The organism is Pseudomonas sp. 8_5_2, assembly GCF_059295255.1.
Window position 1 is genome coordinate 5,451,779 of the sequence record NZ_CM181238.1, and the last position, 19,592, is coordinate 5,471,370.

Genomic DNA, 19,592 nt, shown 5'->3' on the forward strand with positions numbered 1-19,592 from the left:
TTGCTTGTAGGGAAACCCTGAGATTGCACAAGAAATGCCTGAGAAGGGTTTCTAAATCGGCAAAACCAAGGCAGCATTTCCCCCAACTTTGCTACCCCGCCCCGTTCAGGAGGCTTTACATGAAGCGCTTTTCCACCTTTTTTCTGCTCGCAACGCTTGGCCTGGCCACGGGCTCCGTACAGGCTGCCCAGCCGGATGCCGGCCTGACCGGTTGCGCCGCCAAGCGCAGCGCCATCGAGAACCAGCTGAAAATTGCCCGCGAGCATGGCAACACCGACCAGGTCGCGGGGCTTGAGGAAGCGCTGCGCGGGGTCGACAACTGCACCGACGCCAGCCTGCGCAAAGAACGAGAGCAGAAAGTGCTCGATGCCCGCCATGAAGTGGCGCAACGCGAGAAAGACCTGAAAAAAGCCGAGAAGAAAGGCGACGCGGAGAAGATCAACAAGCGCAAGGACAAGCTCGCCGAGTCCCGTAAAGAACTGCAGGAAGCGGTGGACGAACTGGACCGCTGAAGCCCCCCGGCAAACGCGGTGAGTGTGTAGGAGCGGCCTTGTGTCGCGATCGGGCCGCGCAGCGGCCTCGGCGATTTACGCATCAAGGCTGAAATCCCAAGGCCGCTGCGCGCCCTAATCGCGACACAAGGCCGCTCCTACAGGATCTGTGCAAGACAGTTCCACAAAGGGCAATGCACGCTATCAATGATTACGAAACTCGGTATGACAGGCCTTGCACGCAGCTTCGACCTTGTCCATCGGTGCCTTCAGCTGCCCGGCATCGAGTGGCTGACCCCGAGTGGCATCGACCAGCTCGCCAGTGACGCCTTCCAGCTGCCGGGCCAGGTCATGAAAGCGCGCCTGACGCTCCCACACTTCGGCGCGCGCGCTACTGTCGCCAGCAGCATCACGCACCTGTGGGAAGTGCTGCCAGGGCTGATGCGACAGGTTGTCCAGCTTCAGCGCGCCGTCGGCAAACTTCAGCCCGTCGAACGGCAGTCGGCCACGCAGCATGCCGCCCAGGTCTTCGCTGGTCTTGAGCATGTCCTTGAAGATTGCCTTGCGTTGGCCCAGCGGCGAGTTCGGGTCGACCCGATCACAACCCGCCAGGGTCAGCGCTGCCAGCAGAACAACGGTCAATCGCTTCAACATCATGCTCACTTCAGCCTGCGCAAATGGGCGGCCAGTATCGCTGCCCAAGCCCCAAACACCAATAGCCACATAAATAACAGGGGCGAATCTTCATATTTGCGCCTGACAGGAATGCACTCATGAAATCTGCCCTGCGCCACCTGGCCTGGACAATCCCGGCCCTGGCTTTGCTGGCCGGCTGCAACGGCGGCGAGAACGCCAAGCCCGAGCCCCACGCCATCGCCACCTACGCCCCTGCTACCTGGCAAGACCTGCCTGCGGTCAGCGATGAAGACCTGCTGGCCGGCTTCTACGCCTGGCGCAACGGCTGCCAGAAGCTCAAGCGCGACCCGGTTTGGGCCGCCACTTGCGAAGCAGCTGGCAGCGATACCGCAAGCGCAGCACAGGTGCGTACTTTTCTTGAGCACAACCTGCAGGTGTACGGCCTGCGGTCTGCCGAGAACAACGCCAACGGCCTGATCACCGGTTACTACGAGCCGGTCTACCCGGGTAGCCTGAGCCAGTCGGCGACCAATCATGTGGCGGTCTATGGCGTACCTGAAGACATGATCGTGGTTGACCTTGCCAGTGTTTACCCCGAACTGAAAGGCAAGCGCTTGCGCGGTCGCCTGGATGGCCGGGTGCTCAAGCCCTACGACACGGCCGAGGTCATCAACCGTGACGGTGTCAAGGCACCGGTGCTGGCCTGGCTGACGGACCCGATGGACCTGCAGTTCCTGCAGATCCAGGGTTCCGGCAGGGTACAACTGGAGGACGGCCGCCAACTGCGCCTCGGCTATGCCGACCAGAACGGCCACCCCTATCGGCCGATCGGCCGCTGGCTGGTGGAACAGGGTCAGCTGAAAAAAGAAGAAGTGAGCATGGGCGCCATCCACGGCTGGGCCCAGGCCAACCCGCAGCGGGTACCGGAACTGCTGGCCAGCAACCCCAGCTACGTGTTCTTCAGCACCCGCCCGGACAGCAACGAAGGCCCGCGCGGCTCGCTGAACGTGCCGCTGACTGCCGGCTACAGCGTAGCCATCGACCGCAAGGTGATCCCGCTGGGCAGCCTGCTGTGGCTGTCCACCACGCGCCCGGATGGTTCACCCGTGGTACGCCCGGTGGGCGCCCAGGATACCGGTGGGGCAATTGCCGGCGAAGTGCGTGCCGACCTGTTCTGGGGCACCGGGCCGGAAGCCGGCGAGCTGGCGGGGAACATGAAGCAGCAGGGGCAGATCTGGATGCTGTGGCCCAAAGGCAAGCCGTTGCCTGAAGTGCCTAAAGTGCCTTGATCGGTGTCGCCCGCTCCCACAGCTATCGGATCCGCACAATACCTGTGGGAGCGGGCATGCCCGCGAAAAAGACAACGCGGTCTCAGATGGAAACCACAAAGAACGCCACGATCATGGCCACCCCGGCAAACCACACCAATGACCGCAAGGCAGCCCAGTCGGCCAGGTAACAGATGATGTAGAGCAACCGGCTGGTGATATACATCACCCCCAGCACATCCTGCGTCACCTGCTCGGCATTGCCGACGATATCCGCCACCAGCACTGCGGCCGCAAACGCCGGAAACGCCTCGTAGCTGTTCTGCTGCGCGGCATGCGCACGGCGCGGCAGGCCCGAGAGCGTGTCAAGGAAAGCGCGCGGGTCGTGATTGTCCTTCAGGCCGAAACGGCCGCTGCCGACCTTGGCAATCAGCGCACACAGGGGCGGCAAAATCATCGCGATCAAAATGCACCACAGGGCAACAGTCATGGACGGGACTCCTTGTTCAGTCTAGAGGTCAAAGCTTCATTACCAGCATGCCGGCCAATACCAGCCCGCAAGCTAGGAGTCTCGGCCCGCCAAAAGGTTCTTTGAGATAACGCATGCCCAGCAGTACCACCAGGATCACACTCAACTCCCGCAGTGCCGCCACCTCGGCCACCGAGCCCAGGTGCATCGCCCATAACACCAGGGCGTAACTGAACAATACGCAGAACCCTACCGCCAGCCCCAGGCGCCATTGGGTGCGCCAGAACAAGGCAAACGGTGCCGGTCGCGCAACGCCGGCCAGCAGCGGAAACTGCCAGGCGCTGAGCAGGGTCAGCCACACCAGGTAGTCCCAGGGCTTGCCCCACAAGCGGATGGCCTGGCCGTCGAACCAGGTGTAGCAACCGATACACAGGCCAATCAGGGCGACCACCGGCAACATCGACCAGGGCAGCCGGTCACCGCCGCCGCCCTGCCACAACAGGCAAGCCATGCCGCAAGGGATCAGCAGGATACCAATGATCTGCTGCTGGCTCAGCGACTCCCCGGCAAACGCCAGGGTCAGGCCCAGCACCACCAGCGGTGACAGCCCGCGCATCAGAGGATAGACCAGCCCCAGATCGCCGACGCGGTAGGCCTGGATAAGCAGATAGCGGTACAACTGCTCGGCCAGCGCAGAGGCCAGCAGCCACGGCCAGATATTGGCAGGTGGGACCTCGACGAAAGGTACAGCCAGCACGGCGAAGGCCAGCGCCACCGTGTCCATGCTGGCAATCACCAGCAAGCGCTCGCCGCTGAATTTGATCAGGGTATTCCAGGTCGCATGCAGCAGGGCGGCGACGAGCACCAGAGATGTTGCCAACACGCCTTGTTGTCCTTATGGCCTTTTTATGGCTGTGAATATATAGGGTTCGGGGGCCGCTGTGCGGCCCAATCGCCGGCAAGCCAGCTCCCACATTGACCGCGTTGCTTTCAAGGTCGATGCAGTACATGTGGGCGCTGGCTTGCCGGCGATTGGGCTGCGCGGCAGCCCCTTTACATGGGAACGATTGGAACGAATCCGGTCAAAGCCTGTGTCCCGAACCCCTCGCCAGGTCATCAAAGAACTGCCCGAGCCATTCGGGTTACGACTTGGAAGCCACTGCTACAGGATTTGGGATGCTTGAACTAGTTGCCGCGTTTATCTGCCTGACCACCCTCCTTACCTACGTCAATTACCGTTTCATCGGCCTGCCCCCCGCCATCGGCGTGATGGTCACGGCGTTGCTGTTTTCGCTGATCCTGCAAGGGCTGAGCCTGGTCGGCTTCCCCGGCCTGGAAGCTCGCGTCGAAGGGCTGATGAACCAGATCGACTTCAACGACCTGCTGATGCACTGGATGCTGGCGTTCCTGCTGTTTGCCGGCGCCTTGCACGTCAACCTCACCGACTTGCGCAGCTACCGCTGGCCTATAGGGCTGCTGGCGACCGTCGGCGTGCTGATTGCCACCGTGGTCATCGGCTACTTGTCGCACTGGGTATTCGCCATGTTCGGCTGGCAGGTACCGTTGATCTACTGCCTGCTGTTCGGTGCACTGATCTCGCCGACCGACCCGATTGCAGTGCTCGGCGCACTGCGTACCGCCAATGCCTCGAAACCACTGAAAACCACCATCGTTGGCGAGTCGCTGTTCAACGACGGTACCGCCGTGGTGGTGTTCACCGTGTTGCTGGGCATCATCCAGCTGGGAGAAACGCCGAGCTTTGCCGACACGGCGATTCTGTTCGCTCGCGAGGCCATCGGCGGGGTGGTGTTCGGCGGCATCATCGGCTACGCCACCTACCGCATGATCAAAAGCGTCGAGCAGTATCAAGTCGAGGTCATGCTGACCCTGGCGCTGGTCATCGGCGGTTCGGCCATGTGCTACGAGCTGCACGTTTCGGCGCCGATTGCCATGGTCGTGGCCGGCCTGATCATCGGTAACCTGGGCCGCAACCTGGCGATGAACGACATGACCCGTCGCTACATGGACGGCTTCTGGGAGCTCATCGATGACATGCTCAACGCCCTGCTGTTCGCGCTGATCGGCCTGGAGCTGTTGCTGCTGCCGTTCAACTGGATGCACCTGGCCGCCGGTGGCGTGCTGGCGCTGGCGGTGCTGCTGTCGCGGATGCTGACCGTGGCCCCGGCGATCTTGCTGCTGCGCCGCTGGCGCCCGGTGCCCAAGGGCACGGTGCGGGTACTGACCTGGGGTGGCCTGCGTGGCGGGGTGTCGGTTGCCCTTGCGCTGTCGCTGCCGCTGGGCGAGGAGCGTGACCTGCTGCTGTCGATCACCTACATCGTGGTGCTGTCGTCGATCCTGGTGCAGGGCTTGAGCATCGGCCGGGTGGTGCGCAAGGTCAGCGCCCAGCCGTAGGATTTTCGGGGCCGCTGTGCGGCCCATCGCCGGCAAGCCAGCTCCCACAGGATGGCGCCAGGCCCCGGTTCTGCGCTGTACCTGTGGGAGCTGGCTTGCCGGCGATGGGCTGCAGAGCAGCCCCGGAAAATCACTCTACCGCCGAATCCGGGAACTGGTCCTGCACGTACTTGATCTCGGTGCGCCCGTGCGCCGCCGGCATGCCGTCCTCACCCAGGTTGACGAACACCATCTTGTCGACGGTGAGGATGCTCTTGCGGGTGATCTTGTTGCGCACTTCGCACTTCAAGGTGATCGAGGTGCGGCCGAACTCTGTGGCAGTGATACCCAGTTCGATGATGTCGCCCTGGCGCGAAGCACTGACGAAGTTGATTTCCGACATGTACTTGGTCACCACGCGCTGGTTGCCCAGCTGGACGATGGCGTAGATCGCTGCCTCTTCGTCGATCCAGCGCAACAGGCTGCCACCGAACAAAGTGCCATTGGGGTTGAGGTCTTCGGGTTTAACCCACTTGCGGGTGTGAAAGTTCATCTGTACTCCTGACCTGCTTGGCTAACGTCCAGCAATGATGGCAGAGCGGCCGCGATCGCTCCATTGAACATCGACTATCGTCGCGATTAATCGACAGAAAACCTTGGGCAAGCCGCCCAGCACGGCTATAATCTGCGCCGTTTCACATGGCTGCCCACAGCGGCGCCATGCCCGCCACCTGTCCGAGGGGCGCTGCAGCAGGCTAGGCCTGTCAGGCTCGGATGGGGCGTTGCTCGCTCTCGCGGGCGCTTAACGCACAACGGCGCCCATTCGCACACTACGAATGGAGGCTCTCATGAGCGCTGCAAACATGCCTGCTGGTTTTACCGATTTCAAAGTCGCCGACATCTCCCTGGCCGCCTGGGGCCGTCGCGAAACCATCATCGCCGAATCGGAAATGCCTGCGCTGATGGGCCTGCGTCGCAAGTACCTGACCGAGCAACCGCTCAAGGGTGCGAAGATTCTGGGCTGCATCCACATGACCATCCAGACCGCCGTGCTGATCGAAACCCTGGTTGCCCTGGGCGCCGAAGTGCGCTGGTCGTCCTGCAACATCTTCTCCACCCAGGACCAGGCCGCCGCATCCATCGCCGCCGCCGGTATCCCTGTGTTCGCCTGGAAAGGTGAAACCGAGGAAGAGTACGAGTGGTGCCTGGAGCAGACCATCCTGAAAGATGGCCAGCCATGGGACGCCAACATGATCCTCGACGACGGTGGTGACCTGACCGAGCTGCTGCACAAGAAGTACCCACAGGTACTGGACCGCGTACACGGTGTGACCGAAGAAACCACCACTGGCGTGCACCGCCTGCTGGACATGCTGGCCAAGGGCGAGCTTAAAGTCCCGGCGATCAACGTCAACGATTCGGTCACCAAGAGCAAGAACGACAACAAGTACGGCTGCCGTCACAGCCTGAACGACGCCATCAAGCGTGGTACCGACCACCTGCTGTCGGGCAAGCAGGCCCTGGTGATCGGCTACGGTGACGTGGGCAAGGGCTCGGCCCAGTCCCTGCGCCAGGAAGGCATGATCGTCAAAGTCACCGAAGTTGACCCGATCTGCGCCATGCAGGCCTGCATGGACGGCTTCGAACTGGTTTCGCCGTTCATCGACGGCATCAACGACGGCACCGAAGCCAGCATCGACAAGGCCCTGCTGGGCAAGATCGACCTGATCGTGACCACCACCGGTAACGTCAACGTCTGCGACGCCAACATGCTCAAGGCCCTGAAGAAGCGTGCCGTGGTCTGCAACATCGGCCACTTCGACAACGAAATCGACACTGCCTTCATGCGCAAGAACTGGGCATGGGAAGAGGTCAAGCCGCAGGTACACAAGATCCACCGCACCGGCGCTGGCAGCTTCGACCCGCAGAACGACGATTACCTGATCCTGCTGGCCGAAGGCCGCCTGGTCAACCTGGGCAACGCCACTGGCCACCCGAGCCGCATCATGGACGGTTCGTTCGCCAACCAGGTACTGGCACAGATCTTCCTGTTCGAGCAGAAGTTCGCCGACCTGTCGGCCGAGAAGAAAGCCGAGCGCCTGACCGTTGAAGTGCTGCCGAAAAAGCTCGACGAAGAAGTGGCCCTGGAAATGGTCCGCGGCTTCGGCGGCGTGGTCACCCAGCTGACCAAGCAGCAAGCCGACTACATCGGTGTGACCGTCGAAGGCCCGTTCAAGCCGCACGCCTACCGCTACTAAGCAGCAGGCAACGCCAAGCAACGATGCCCAAGCCAGGCCGGCTCACACCGGCCTGGCTTTCACTTGCAGCTTGCCGCCTTAAGCCTGCTGCTCGAGGAACGATCAATGTCACAAGAACGCCGCTACAGCTTTGAGTTCTTCCCGACCAAGACCGACGCTGGCCACGAAAAACTGATGGGCGTCGCCCGCCAGCTGGCCACCTACAACCCGGACTTCTTCTCCTGCACCTACGGTGCCGGTGGTTCGACCCGCGACCGCACGCTGAACACCGTGCTGCAGCTGGAAAACGAAGTGAAGGTGCCTGCCGCGCCGCATCTGTCGTGCGTCGGCGACAGCAAGGCCGACCTGCGCGCCCTGCTGGCCGAATACAAGGCCGCCGGCATCAAGCGCATCGTTGCCCTGCGTGGCGACCTGCCGTCGGGCATGGGCATGGCCAGTGGCGAGCTGCGCTATGCCAGCGACCTGGTCGAGTTCATCCGCCAGGAAACCGCCGATCACTTCCACCTAGAAGTGGCTGCCTACCCGGAAATGCACCCGCAGGCGCGCAATTTCGAGGCTGACCTGGGCAACTTCGTGCACAAGGTCAAGGCCGGTGCCAACAGCGCCATTACCCAGTACTTCTTCAACGCCGACAGCTACTTCTACTTCGTCGAGCGCGCACAGAAACTGGGCGTGGACATCCCGGTGGTACCGGGCATCATGCCGATCACCAACTACAGCAAACTGGCACGTTTCTCCGACGCCTGTGGCGCCGAGATCCCGCGCTGGATCCGCAAGCAGCTGGAAGCCTATGCCGACGACACCGCCAGCATCCAGGCGTTCGGCGAAGAAGTGATCACCCGCATGTGCGAGCAGCTGCTGCAAGGCGGCGCACCTGGCCTGCACTTCTACACCTTGAACCAGGCCGAACCGAGCCTGGCGATCTGGAACAACCTGAAGCTGCCGCGCTGAAACTTTTTGGCAAAGTCTGCTTAAGAAATGATTAAGGCTTTGGTCATAGACTAAAGCCTTGTTCATTTTCCGGTTACACAGGTCTTGCCAGCCATGCAGCATCTCCAGCCTTCGCGGCCACAGCTCGTCTACCTGGCTTTTGGCCCGGCAACCTACCATCAGGAAGCCTGCTTCAGCATCGTCAGCGCCCTCGCCCACCTGGACAGCGCTGCGGGCGAAGCCATGGATATCCAGGTCTACACGGATAACCCGCAGCCCTATGCCAGCCTCCCGGTCACCGTCCACCTGCTGGACGAGGCCACGCGCCAGGCATGGAACGCCCCGCACGGCTATCACTTCCGCAGCAAGCATGTGCTGTTGCGACAGGTATTGCAGCAACACCCGCTGGCAGTCCTGATCGATACCGATACGTTCTTCCGCAAATCGCCACTGCAACTGTTCGCCCGGGTAGCGCCAGGCCAACTGCTGTGCAACGCCATCGGCGCCCGCTATGGCGCCAACCAGAAGTGCCTGCTGTACAGGAACCTGCTGGCGATCCTCGAATCCCGAGGCCTGGCCGACTGCCAGATGCCACTGGTCAACTCCGGAGTGATCGGCCTTACGGCCGAAGATGCCAGCACTCTGGACCGCTCCATTGCCATGATGGACGAGTTCCATCCCTTGGCACGCGAGGCCTACACCCTCGAGGAGTTCTGCCTGGCTGTGGCGGCTTACCGCACGCTGGCGGTGGCCGAATGCACCGATGTCATCCACCACTACTGGAGCCGCAAGGCGCAATTCCGTGCCAAGATCCAGGCCTGGCTGCGCAAGCACGGTGAAGCCCCCCTGAGCCAGGCCGCGCTCGCCGACGTCACCCTGGTCAACGACCAGCTGCCGCGACCACCGGCCTTGCAGCGCCTGGGCTATAAAGCGCTCAGCCTGACCCTGCCGCGCCACGAACGCCAGTTTGCCCGCGAGCTGCTGTATGGCTGCTACCCCTACCCCAACGAATTCGACCGTGCCTGCGCGCCGGCCTGGTGGGACAAGGCCCTGGAAAACCTCAATGCCCGCCATGGCCACATGGAGCCCGACCGGCTGCGCCAGTGCCTGCGCCACCCGGGGCTGCGCCTGTCGCTGGGCGAACAGCGCAAGGATATCGAGGCACATCTGTTGCGGGCCTCCCGGTGTTGAGTGGGGCCCGCACACAAGGACACCGTCTGCACTGGCCTTGCCCAGGCCGAGCGCGTAATCTCCGGCCATGCCACACGTCGCCCGCCTGTTCTGGATCCTGCTGCTCATATGCCTGAGCCCGTTGGCCCTGGCCGAGCGCTTGCGCCTGGTGAGCGACGACTGGGCACCCTATGTGTATGAACATGACGGCCAACCGCAAGGCATAGACTACGAAGTCACCACCCAGGTCTTCGCCCGCCTGGGCGTAGAAGTGGAATGGCAGTTCCTGCCGTGGAAGCGCTGCCTGGCAATGGTCGAGCAAGGCCTGGCAGATGGTATTCTCGACATCTTCCAGACCGAGGCACGCCAGCCTTACCTGGTTTATGCCCCCGAGCCCATGTCGATTGTGGAGTTCGTCCTGTTCCAGCAACATTCGCGTCGCCATAGCGTGACCAGCCTCGCAGATCTCGCCGGTCTTCGCGTCGGTACATCCCCCGGCTACGCCTATGGCAAGGCCTTCACCGAGGCGCCACACTTCAAGCGTGAGGCCGCGCCCACTCACGAAGCCAACTTTGGCAAGCTGGTACTGGGGCGTGTGGACCTGGCAATCACCGACCGCAAGGTCGGCCACTACCTGCTCCAGCGGTTGCGCCTTGAGCAGCAAGTCGAACAACTGCCGCTGGTGATCAGCCGCCAGCCTCAGTATCTGGGACTGGTGCGCAAGCCCGGGCGAGAAGCACTGGCCCTGGCCTTTGCCGAAGAACTGCGGCGTTTCAAGCAGGAACCGGCCTTCTTGGCGATCAGCAACCGCTATACGGGCGACATCGGAAGCATTCTCAACGCCGTTGAGCAGCAGGAAAGCGGCACAGCGCGATAGCTCTGTTATACTCGGGCCTTCCCGCCCGGCTCACGCCCGGACGCTCGGCCTCGCAACAGGCATCCCGATCGGCAATTGACGCACTTTCGCGTCCACCCTCCGTTTCCCGGATGTGCAGTGAAAGCCCAGCTGGACCGGACGCGATCGCATCCCACCGATGCCCGTCGCGCCAGGCAGAACATCCCTACGGGCCCAGCCCACACGAGAACAGGATCGCCCATGTCCTTTGCTTCCCTCGGTCTCTCCGAGGCACTTGTCCGCGCTATCGAGGCTGCGGGCTATACCCAGCCGACCCCCGTGCAACAGCGGGCGATTCCCGCCGTGTTGCAAGGCCGCGACCTGATGGTTGCCGCTCAGACAGGTACTGGTAAAACCGGTGGCTTCGCCCTGCCGATTCTCGAGCGCCTGTTCCCGGCCGGCCACCCCGACAAGTCGCAGCGGCATGGCCCGCGCCAGCCTCGCGTACTGGTCCTCACCCCGACCCGCGAACTGGCAGCCCAGGTGCATGACAGCTTCAAGGTCTACGCCCGCGACCTGCCACTGGTCAGCGCCTGCGTCTTCGGCGGGGTTGGCATGAACCCGCAGGTCCAGGCCATTGCCAAGGGCGTGGACGTGCTGGTCGCCTGCCCGGGCCGCTTGCTCGACCTGGCCGGCCAAGGCAAGGTCGACCTGGCCCACGTGGAAATCCTGGTACTCGACGAAGCCGACCGCATGCTCGACATGGGCTTCATCCATGACGTGAAGAAGGTCCTCGCCCGCCTGCCGGCCAAGCGCCAGAACCTGCTGTTCTCGGCGACCTTCTCCAAGGACATCACCGACCTGGCCGACAAGCTCCTGCACAACCCGGAGCGCATCGAGGTCACCCCTCCAAACACCACTGTCGAGCGTATCGAGCAGCGCATTTACCGCCTGCCCGCCAGCCACAAGCGTGCACTGCTGGCGCACCTGATTACCCTGGGTGCCTGGGAGCAGGTGCTGGTGTTCACCCGCACCAAGCACGGTGCCAATCGCCTGGCCGAGTACCTGGAAAAGCACGGCCTGACCGCCGCCGCCATCCACGGTAACAAGAGCCAGAACGCCCGCACCAAGGCACTGGCCGACTTCAAGGCCAACAGCGTGCGCGTGCTGGTAGCCACCGATATCGCCGCGCGCGGGCTGGACATCGACCAGCTGCCGCACGTGGTCAACTTCGAGCTGCCGAACGTGGAGGAAGATTACGTCCACCGCATCGGCCGTACCGGCCGCGCCGGTCGTTCGGGCGAGGCCATCTCCATGGTCGCGCCGGACGAAGAAAAACTGCTCAAGAGCATCGAGCGGGTGACCAAGCAGCGTATCCCGGACGGCGACTGGATGGGCTTTGATGCCAGCCAGGTAGAAGCCGAAAAGCCCGAAGTACGTGAACGCCCGCAAAACAACGGCCGTGGCGGTCGCAACCAGCAGCCACGCGGCGAAGGCAGCAAGGACGTCAACGGCGGCCGCAAGGACAAAGGCAAGGATAAAGGCAAGGCCAAGCCGCAGGCTGCTGACAAGCCGGCCGACAAGGAAAAGAGCGGCGACCGGCAACAGCAGCCGCGCAAGCCGCGCGACAAGAAGCCGCGTCAGCAGCAACAGCAGCAGGCCAGCAGCGCAAGTACGCCGAAAGCGCCAGCCGATCGCGATCCTGAAGCGTTCCTGGACGACGATGTGGATAACTTCGGTAACCGTGCCGACTACGTGAGCCCGTACCAAGGTAAAGGCCAAGGCCGCAATCGCCGCCCAGGTGCTGGTGCCGGTCAGGGCCAGGGTAACGCCCCACGCAGCAATGCCGGGGGCCAGGGCCAGGCGCGCAGTGGCGGCCAACAGCGTAGTGGTGGTGCTTCCAACGGTGGCGAAAAACGCCCACCCCGCGCCAATAACGGCGGCGGCGCCCGTCGTGATGGCGGTGGTGGCCGTGGCCGCCCGGCGCGTGACGATGCTGCCCGGCAAGAGCCGGCCGTGCGCAACCCGCGCCAGCCCGAAAAACAGCCCGTGATCATCCGCAAGGAATCCAAGCTTGACCGCTTCCCGACGCCCGAGCAGCTGGATGACCTGCCAAGCCGCCCGCGTGGCGAGCGCCCGGCCTTGTTGACCCGAAAAGGCTAAACCCAGGCCAGCCTTTGCCGGCTCATCCTCGGCAAAGGCAAATAAAAACGCCGCCCAATGGGCGGCGTTTTTTATTGCCGAGCAATAGTTACTTCTGCTTCACGCCTTCAACACTGATATCCAGGTCCAGGGTCTGCGAGGTCGCGCCCGGGCCTTTGATGCCGAAGTCGTTCAGGTTCAGCGTGGTGGTGGCGTTGAAGCCAGCGCGCTCGCCGCCCCATGGGTCCTTGCCTTCACCGTTGAAGGTGGCCTTGAAGGTGACCGGCTTGGTCACGCCGTGCATGGTCAGGTCGCCAGTCACGTCAGCAGTCTTGTCGCCAGTCGACTTGACGCTGGTGGAAACGAACTTGGCTTCCGGGTACTTCTTCACATCGAGGAAGTCGGCGCTGGCGATGTGCTTGTCACGCTCGGCGTGGTTCGACCACAGGCTGGCGGTTTTCAGGTCGACGCTGATCTTGCTGGCTTCAGGCTTGGCGCTGTCCCAGCTGAAGTTGCCGTCGAAGTCCTTGAAGGTACCGTGAATGAAGCTGTAGCCCAGGTGGCTGATCTTCCAGTCGACGAACGCGTGCTGGCCTTCCTTGTCGATCTTGTACTCGGCAGCCATGGCCTGGCCAGCGGAGAGCAGAGCGGTACCGAGCGCCAGAGCGGCAAAAGTCTTTTTCAACATCCTTACTTCCTTCCTTTGCAATTGAGGTTGAGAGTCAAGCTTTGCGGCCCAGCATACGGGTCAGGGTCGCGTCACGGTCGATGAAATGGTGCTTGAACGCTGCCAGGGCATGCAGCACGGCAAAAATCACCAGGCCCCAGGCCAGCCAGAGATGGATCACGCCAGCCACATCCGCCTGGTCGGGCAGATCGCTGACCAGTGCCGGGACTTCGAACAACCCGAACACCGGAATGCCAACACCGTCGGCGGTGGAAATCAGGTAACCGGCCGCCATCACCGCAAACAGGCCGATGTACAGAGCCAGATGGCCGAGCTTGGCCGCCAGGCGGGTGAATGCGCCGTGGTTGGCCGGAGCTGGTGGTGGTGGGCTGATGAAGCGCCAGAGCACACGCAGCAGCATCACTGCCAGCAGCACCAGGCCAATGCTTTTGTGCAAGTCCGGGCCGGCTTTGCGCCATGGGCTGTAATAGTCGAGGCCGACCATCCACAGGCCCAGGCCAAACAGGCCGAAGACTGCCAGCGCCACGCCCCAGTGCAGGACGATGCTGACCACGCCGTAGCGAGAAGGTGAATTGCGCAGTTGCATGTTGGCGTGTTTCCCCGTGAAAGCTGTGCACAGATTAGCGCGTAACGTATCGAATAAAAGCGGAAAAAACTGCTTCGGATTATCGAGAAATACGATATTTATTCTCTGAGCTGCCCATTAAGGAAACATTAACAATAGACGGAGAGAGTGCGCTTGCCAGTGCCGGCCTCTTCGAGGCGTCGACCGCCGCGAAAAGGCCGGAACTGTCCCTGCATCAGCCTGCTTTAGCCTGGCTATTGACCACGGCTTTCTTGGCAGGCTCGGACTTGGCAGTGGCCTTCTTGGGCTCGGCAGGTTTGTGCGCCGGTTTGTGCGCCGGGGCATGCTTGACCGGTGCAGCCTTGATCGCCGCAGGCTTGGCCGACGCTTCCTTGACCACTGCGGCCGGCGCGACTTGAGGAGCAGGCACAGGCGCAACTGCCGGTACCACTTCCTCAGCCTTGGCGATGGGCTCCGCCTTCACTTCAGGCTTGTCATCCCCACCAAACAGGCGCTTGAAGAAGCCAGGCTTGTCCTGTTTGGCCTCATCGACCTGCTTGAGCTCTGGCTTTGCAGGTGCCTTGTCAGCCTTGTCGGACGAGCCGCCGAACATATTGGAGAAGAACCCGCCCTTGCTGTCCTTGGCTGCTGCAGCTCCGGCTGCGGCCGCTGCAACCGGTACCGCTTTGGCCGGGTCGAACGACTTGCCGGCCAGCAGGTCCTGCGCCTGGCTGGCGGCGCGCTGGCCACTGCGCAGGGCGCCTTCCAGGGTGCCCGGGTACAAGGCATCGGTGTGCTCGCCGGCAAAGGTGATACGCTGCACCGGGCGCTCCCACAGGCGCCAGTATTTGCTGATCTGCCCCGGGCCATAGGCCAGGTAGGCGCCGCCGGTACCGGCGTCGACGCTGTAACGCTTGACCTCGTAGCCAGTGAACGCACCACGTGCCTGCGGGTAGAACGCGTGCAGGCGGATCAGCACCTGGTCGACCATCTGCTTGTCGCCGAAGGCCTGCAGCAGGCGGGCATTATCACCGGACAGGTTGATCACCACGTTGGCGCCACCCTTCAGCGCAGGCTCGATCCACAGCATGCCCAGGCCGGCATTACTGAAGATTTCACCCGACATGCGTGCGCGGCTTTCCCACACTGGCGTCTTGAACTTCAGCATCAGCTGGTCGCGCCAGCCATAGTTGGTGCCCTTCAGCGCCGCCACGTGCTGGCCGTCCAGCCCCGGGGTCATCTGGATCTTGGCCAGCGCGCGCAGCGGCACGGCCAGTACCAGGTAATCGGCCTGATAACCGACACTGCCAACCTTGACCGTGACGCCGTCCTTGTCCTGGACAATGGCGGTCACCGGCGAGCTGGTCTTGATGGTCTTGAGCTGCTTGACGAAAGCCTGGGCCAGCACCGGGCTGCCACCCGGCAGGCGCGCGGCGCGCAGGTCGCGGTCGCTGACGCCGCGGTACACACGGTTCTGCTGGGCGAAGTACAGCAGCGACAGGCGCGACGGCTCATCGTAGCGGGTACGGATCTGCTGGTTCACCAGCTGACGGGCGGTGGCCGGCAGTTGCAGTTTGTCCAGCCAGCTGGAAACGTTGATCTGGTCGAGGGCGAACAGCGTGCTGGTCGCCTGCGGGTTCATCGGGTCGTCGATCGAGCGTGCCAGGTCGTCGAGGGTCTTCTCGTAGCGCTTGAGCGCCTCGGCGGTGGCCGGTTGCTTGGTGGCCAGGTCAGTGGCGCTGAAGTACTCGCCGTCGATCAGGTAACCGGGGGTACGCACGAACTCGGGCGCCGGCAGTGTTTCAAGCTTGAAACGGTCAATGTACTGGTTGAGCACTGGCTGCGCCTTGGCGTTACCGATCCACTCGCTGGTGGCAAGGCCCGAGCGCCCGCCCATGCCCGCCTTGGCTTCCAGCAAGGTCACCTGCCAGCCTTTGTTCTGCAGCTCGTAAGCCGCTGTCAGGCCCGCCAGGCCGCCGCCCACCACAATAGCTGTGGGTGTCTTGTCCTTTGCCAGCGCGGCGCCGCTGGACACACCGATCAATACCAACGCGCACAGGCGCACCCAAGCAGCAGCCATGATGGCGAACTCCGAGTAAAAAGTTGCAGAGACGGGAGAGGCAGGAATGCCCCGGGGAGATGCGTTAAGAATACGTCACCTCCGCCAACCCTGCCAGCGCAGTGACATCAAGTGCTTTAGGCAACTGACATTTTTGCCAGTAGCCGTTTCACACGGCAGCAGGCGATGCTGGCGAAGATGGCCAGAAGCCCGCCAGGAGGGCACGCAGATGATGTTCGAAGAGCATTTCCAGCAAGTTGACCGCCAGTCGTTGCCGCACAAGCAGACCCTGCTCACGCCCTCCGGGCTGAGTATCCGCTCCAACAGCACTTCATCCAGCGGCTTTCATGAGGCGTTCAAGGGTGAGGACGGCACCGAGCTGGTCATCGGCGAACACAGCGATGTGGAAATCGCCTTCGCCCAGGAGGTCGAGTGCCTGCGGCTGGAATACTACGTGGTCAGCGACTTCCTCGGTGACGACCTGCACATGCTGTTCGATGCCGGGAACCACAACTACGACCTGATCGCACCGGCACCACGCAACTTCTACTGGCTCACACTTGAGGGCAGCGGCTTTCGCGACCTGCGCCCCGGCCCCATCGCCACGCAGCCCTACCACCAGGTGATCGACGGGCCGTTCCGCCGCCTGACCATCTCCACTTCGCAGGCCGGTACCGTGCACATCCGCAAGCTTGAATGGACCGGCACACAGCGCCATTGAACGGCAGCGGTTGTCCTGCCCTGCGGCATTGCTTAGGCTTACGCGGTCGAACCACGCCGCAAAGCCAGGAGAAGTGCCGATGGGCCTCAATGATCAGTGGATGCAACGCGACCTGAAGGTCCTGTGGCACCCCTGCACCCAGATGAAAGACCACGAGCAGCTGCCGCTGATCCCGATCAGGCGCGGTGAAGGCGTGTGGCTGGAAGACTTCGAAGGCAAGCGCTACCTGGATGCGGTGAGCAGCTGGTGGGTCAACGTGTTCGGCCATGCCAACCCGCGCATCAACCAGCGCATCAAGGACCAGGTCGACCAGCTGGAGCATGTGATCCTGGCAGGTTTCAGCCACCAGCCGGTGATCGAGCTGTCCGAGCGCCTGGTGGCCATGACCCCGGCCGGGCTGGATCGGGTGTTTTATGCCGACAACGGTTCGTCGTGCATCGAAGTGGCGCTGAAGATGAGCTTCCACTACTGGCAGAACGTCGGCAAACCGGACAAGAAGCGCTTTGTCACCCTGACCAACAGCTACCACGGCGAAACCATCGCCGCGATGTCGGTGGGCGACGTGCCGCTGTTCACTGAAACCTACAAGGCGCTGCTGCTCGACACCATCAAGGTACCGAGCCCCGACTGCTACCTGCGCCCCGAGGGCATGGGTTGGGAGGAGCACTCGCGCAACATGTTCCAGGTAATGGAGCAGACCCTGGCCGAGCACCACGCCTCGATCAGCGCCGTGATTATAGAACCGCTGATCCAGGGCGCGGGCGGCATGCGCATGTACCACCCGGTCTACCTCAAGCTGCTGCGCGAAGCCTGCGACCGCTACGACGTGCACCTGATCCACGACGAAATTGCCGTAGGCTTCGGCCGCACCGGCACCTTGTTCGCCTGTGAGCAGGCCGGCATTCGGCCAGATTTCCTGTGCCTGTCCAAGGCCTTGACCGGCGGCTACCTGCCGCTGGCCGCCTGCCTGACCACCGACAAGGTGTACCAGGCCTTCTACGACGACTACCCGACCTTGCGCGCGTTTCTCCACTCGCACAGCTACACCGGCAACCCGCTGGCGTGCGCGGCGGCGCTGGCGACCCTGGATATCTTCGAACAGGACAACGTGATCGAGGCCAACAAGCCCTTGGCCACGCGCATGGCCACGGCCACTGCTCACCTGGCCGATCACCCGCACGTGGCCGAGATCCGCCAGACCGGCATGGCCCTGGCAATCGAAATGGTCAAGGACAAGGCTGGCAAAGTCGCCTACCCCTGGCAGGAGCGCCGTGGCCTGAAAGTGTTCAAGCATGCCTTGAGCCGTGGCGCCTTGTTGCGCCCGCTGGGCAGCGTGGTGTATTTCCTGCCACCGTATGTAATCACCCCGGAGCAGATCGACTTCCTCGCCGAAGTGGCCAGCGAAGGCATCGACATCGCCACCCGTGATAGCGTCAGCGTGGCGGTTCCCGCAAACTTCCACCCTGACTTCCGCGACCCGGGTTAACTCCCGCAAGCCTGCCACCAAACCCTGTGGGAGCGGGTTTACCCGCGAATGCGATAGTGGATTCGCCGCCGCATTCGCGGGTGAACCCGCTCCCACAGTGTCACATGAGCCCATTCCGTCCGAGCTGATCCATGAGACTGTCCCGCTTCTTCATCGACGCCCCCCTGAGCATTGGCCAGCACGACCTGCCCGAAGCCCAGGCCCACTACATCGGCCGCGTGCTGCGCATGGCCGCCGGCGACGCCGTGCAACTGTTCGACGGCAGCGGCCAGGAATACCTCGGCCAGCTGCTCGAAGTGGGCAAGAAGACCGTGCGCGTCAACCTCGACCAGGCCTTCGCCGGCCAGGCCGACTCACCGCTGCACGTCCACCTTGGCCAGGGCCTGTCGCGCGGCGAGCGCATGGACTGGGCGATCCAGAAGGCCACCGAGCTGGGCGCCAACGAAATCACCCCCATCGTCAGCGAACGCTGCGAAGTGCGCCTGAAGGATGAACGCGCCGACAAGCGCCTGGCCCACTGGCGCCAGGTGGCGATCAGTGCCTGCGAACAATGCGGCCGCTCGACCCTGCCCGTCATCCACCCGCCGCTGACCCTGGCCGAATGGCTGGGCAGCAGCAATGCGGATTTGAAACTGGTCCTGCACCCGGTGGCAGAACCGCTCACCAGCCATGAAAAACCGGCAACCCTGGCCTTCCTGATCGGCCCCGAAGGCGGTTTGAGCGAGGCCGAAGTCGACCAGGCCAAGGCGGCCGGCTTCCACGCTGCGCGCCTTGGCCCCCGCGTGCTGCGCACCGAGACCGCGCCAGTGGTGGCGCTGTCTGTCGCCCAGCAGTTGTGGGGCGACTTTTAACTAGCGCACATAGAACGACACCGCCACGAAGTGCATCAGGCTGCCTGCGATCACGAACAGGTGCCAGATGCCGTGCGCGTGGCGCAGGCGGCTGTCCAGGGCAAAGAATATGATGCCCACGGTGTACAGCACGCCGCCGGCGGCCAGCCAGGCAAAGCCGGCGACGCCCAGCGAGCGCAGCAAAGGCTTGACCGCCACCAGCACGATCCAGCCCATCACGGCATAGATGATGATCGACAGGATGCGCGCTTCGCTGCGCGGTTTGATCTCCTGCAGCATGCCGAGCACCGCCAGCGCCCAGACCACGCCGAACAGGCTCCAGCCCCAGGGGCCGCGCAGGCTGACCAGGCAAAACGGCGTGTAGCTGCCGGCAATCAGCAGGTAGATCGACAGGTGATCGAGCTTGCGCATGATCACTTTCGCCCGGCCACGGGTGCTGTGGTACAGGGTGGAAACGCTGTACAGCAACAGCAATGTACTGCCGTAGATGGAGAAGCTGACGATCTTCCAGGGGTCGCCTTGCAGGCCCGCAACCACGATCAGCCAGATGGCACCGATACAGGCCAGGACGGCACCGACCAGGTGGGTCCAGGCGTTGAAGCGTTCACCGTAATACATGCAAACACAGACCT

19 protein-coding genes and 1 riboswitch are annotated in these 19,592 nt (G+C 63.0%); of the genes, 11 read left to right on the forward strand and 8 right to left on the reverse strand.

The window, feature by feature from the left end:
• Positions 1 to 119: 119 nt before the first annotated feature.
• The gene (locus AC5O5R_RS24950; RefSeq protein ID WP_172228759.1) at positions 120 to 512 is read left to right on the forward strand and encodes a DUF1090 domain-containing protein; all 393 of its coding nucleotides are present in this window, start codon (positions 120 to 122) and stop codon (positions 510 to 512) included.
• A 183-nt stretch (positions 513 to 695) separates the two neighbouring features.
• Here the strand turns inward: AC5O5R_RS24950 and AC5O5R_RS24955 are convergent, their stop codons facing one another.
• On the reverse strand, positions 696 to 1,145 hold the full coding sequence (locus AC5O5R_RS24955; protein ID WP_172228757.1) for a c-type cytochrome: 450 nt from the start codon (positions 1,143 to 1,145) through the stop codon (positions 696 to 698).
• A gap of 119 nt (positions 1,146 to 1,264) precedes the next feature.
• Between AC5O5R_RS24955 and mltA the strand changes: the two genes are divergently transcribed.
• A complete protein-coding gene (gene mltA / locus AC5O5R_RS24960; RefSeq protein ID WP_172228731.1) occupies positions 1,265 to 2,416 on the forward strand; it encodes a murein transglycosylase A in 1,152 nt (383 codons plus the stop codon).
• Positions 2,417 to 2,498: 82 nt separating this feature from the next.
• On the opposite strand, the gene AC5O5R_RS24965 is transcribed toward mltA, so the two are convergent.
• Together AC5O5R_RS24965 and AC5O5R_RS24970 are read right to left on the reverse strand one after the other, a co-directional pair.
• On the reverse strand, positions 2,499 to 2,885 hold the full coding sequence (locus AC5O5R_RS24965) for an MAPEG family protein (RefSeq protein ID WP_172228729.1): 387 nt from the start codon (positions 2,883 to 2,885) through the stop codon (positions 2,499 to 2,501).
• Positions 2,886 to 2,913: 28 nt separating this feature from the next.
• Positions 2,914 to 3,747 (reverse strand): EamA family transporter, encoded by an 834-nt coding sequence (locus AC5O5R_RS24970; protein WP_172228727.1) that lies wholly within the window; start codon positions 3,745 to 3,747, stop codon positions 2,914 to 2,916.
• 293 nt (positions 3,748 to 4,040) lie between these two features.
• On the opposite strand from AC5O5R_RS24970, the gene AC5O5R_RS24975 reads away from it, so the two are divergent.
• Positions 4,041 to 5,276: a cation:proton antiporter gene (locus tag AC5O5R_RS24975; RefSeq protein ID WP_172228725.1), complete on the forward strand. Its 1,236-nt coding sequence runs from the start codon at positions 4,041 to 4,043 to the stop codon at positions 5,274 to 5,276.
• Between the two features lie 130 nt (positions 5,277 to 5,406).
• Here the strand turns inward: AC5O5R_RS24975 and AC5O5R_RS24980 are convergent, their stop codons facing one another.
• Positions 5,407 to 5,808, reverse strand: coding sequence for an acyl-CoA thioesterase (locus AC5O5R_RS24980; RefSeq protein WP_027592453.1), 402 nt, complete (start codon positions 5,806 to 5,808; stop codon positions 5,407 to 5,409).
• Between the two features lie 178 nt (positions 5,809 to 5,986).
• Positions 5,987 to 6,083, forward strand: a riboswitch (S-adenosyl-L-homocysteine riboswitch).
• A 20-nt stretch (positions 6,084 to 6,103) separates the two neighbouring features.
• Between AC5O5R_RS24980 and ahcY the strand changes: the two genes are divergently transcribed.
• The 5 genes from ahcY to rhlE2 all read left to right on the forward strand — a co-directional run bounded on the left by ahcY (position 6,104) and on the right by rhlE2 (position 12,611).
• A complete protein-coding gene (ahcY, locus tag AC5O5R_RS24985; protein ID WP_172228723.1) occupies positions 6,104 to 7,513 on the forward strand; it encodes an adenosylhomocysteinase in 1,410 nt (469 codons plus the stop codon).
• A gap of 105 nt (positions 7,514 to 7,618) precedes the next feature.
• A complete protein-coding gene (gene metF, locus AC5O5R_RS24990; RefSeq protein ID WP_172231076.1) occupies positions 7,619 to 8,464 on the forward strand; it encodes a methylenetetrahydrofolate reductase [NAD(P)H] in 846 nt (281 codons plus the stop codon).
• A gap of 93 nt (positions 8,465 to 8,557) precedes the next feature.
• Entirely contained in the window at positions 8,558 to 9,634 is a 1,077-nt protein-coding gene (locus tag AC5O5R_RS24995) for a hypothetical protein (RefSeq protein WP_172231073.1), read from the forward strand.
• Positions 9,635 to 9,701: 67 nt separating this feature from the next.
• On the forward strand, positions 9,702 to 10,490 hold the full coding sequence (locus AC5O5R_RS25000; protein WP_172231070.1) for a substrate-binding periplasmic protein: 789 nt from the start codon (positions 9,702 to 9,704) through the stop codon (positions 10,488 to 10,490).
• 219 nt (positions 10,491 to 10,709) lie between these two features.
• Positions 10,710 to 12,611: an RNA helicase RhlE2 gene (rhlE2, locus tag AC5O5R_RS25005; protein WP_172231067.1), complete on the forward strand. Its 1,902-nt coding sequence runs from the start codon at positions 10,710 to 10,712 to the stop codon at positions 12,609 to 12,611.
• Positions 12,612 to 12,699: 88 nt separating this feature from the next.
• Here rhlE2 and AC5O5R_RS25010 read toward each other — a convergent pair whose 3' ends face one another.
• The 3 genes from AC5O5R_RS25010 to AC5O5R_RS25020 all read right to left on the reverse strand — a co-directional run bounded on the left by AC5O5R_RS25010 (position 12,700) and on the right by AC5O5R_RS25020 (position 15,923).
• Positions 12,700 to 13,278 carry a YceI family protein gene (locus AC5O5R_RS25010; RefSeq protein WP_172227145.1) on the reverse strand — a complete coding sequence of 193 codons (579 nt, stop codon included), beginning with the start codon at positions 13,276 to 13,278 and terminating at the stop codon, positions 12,700 to 12,702.
• A gap of 34 nt (positions 13,279 to 13,312) precedes the next feature.
• A complete protein-coding gene (locus AC5O5R_RS25015) occupies positions 13,313 to 13,864 on the reverse strand; it encodes a cytochrome b (RefSeq protein ID WP_172227142.1) in 552 nt (183 codons plus the stop codon).
• A gap of 214 nt (positions 13,865 to 14,078) precedes the next feature.
• Complete coding sequence (locus tag AC5O5R_RS25020) at positions 14,079 to 15,923, reverse strand: flavin monoamine oxidase family protein (protein ID WP_172227138.1); 1,845 nt, start codon at positions 15,921 to 15,923, stop codon at positions 14,079 to 14,081.
• A gap of 208 nt (positions 15,924 to 16,131) precedes the next feature.
• Between AC5O5R_RS25020 and AC5O5R_RS25025 the strand changes: the two genes are divergently transcribed.
• From AC5O5R_RS25025 to AC5O5R_RS25035, 3 genes are all read left to right on the forward strand, one after another.
• Positions 16,132 to 16,623 (forward strand): hypothetical protein, encoded by a 492-nt coding sequence (locus AC5O5R_RS25025; RefSeq protein ID WP_172227135.1) that lies wholly within the window; start codon positions 16,132 to 16,134, stop codon positions 16,621 to 16,623.
• Positions 16,624 to 16,702: 79 nt separating this feature from the next.
• The gene (locus tag AC5O5R_RS25030; protein WP_172227132.1) at positions 16,703 to 18,109 is read left to right on the forward strand and encodes an adenosylmethionine--8-amino-7-oxononanoate transaminase; all 1,407 of its coding nucleotides are present in this window, start codon (positions 16,703 to 16,705) and stop codon (positions 18,107 to 18,109) included.
• Positions 18,110 to 18,240: 131 nt separating this feature from the next.
• Positions 18,241 to 18,960: a 16S rRNA (uracil(1498)-N(3))-methyltransferase gene (locus AC5O5R_RS25035; protein WP_172227129.1), complete on the forward strand. Its 720-nt coding sequence runs from the start codon at positions 18,241 to 18,243 to the stop codon at positions 18,958 to 18,960.
• Here the strand turns inward: AC5O5R_RS25035 and trhA are convergent, their stop codons facing one another.
• Positions 18,961 to 19,578 (reverse strand): PAQR family membrane homeostasis protein TrhA, encoded by a 618-nt coding sequence (gene trhA, locus AC5O5R_RS25040; RefSeq protein ID WP_172227126.1) that lies wholly within the window; start codon positions 19,576 to 19,578, stop codon positions 18,961 to 18,963.
• Between the last annotated feature and the right edge of the window lie 14 nt (positions 19,579 to 19,592).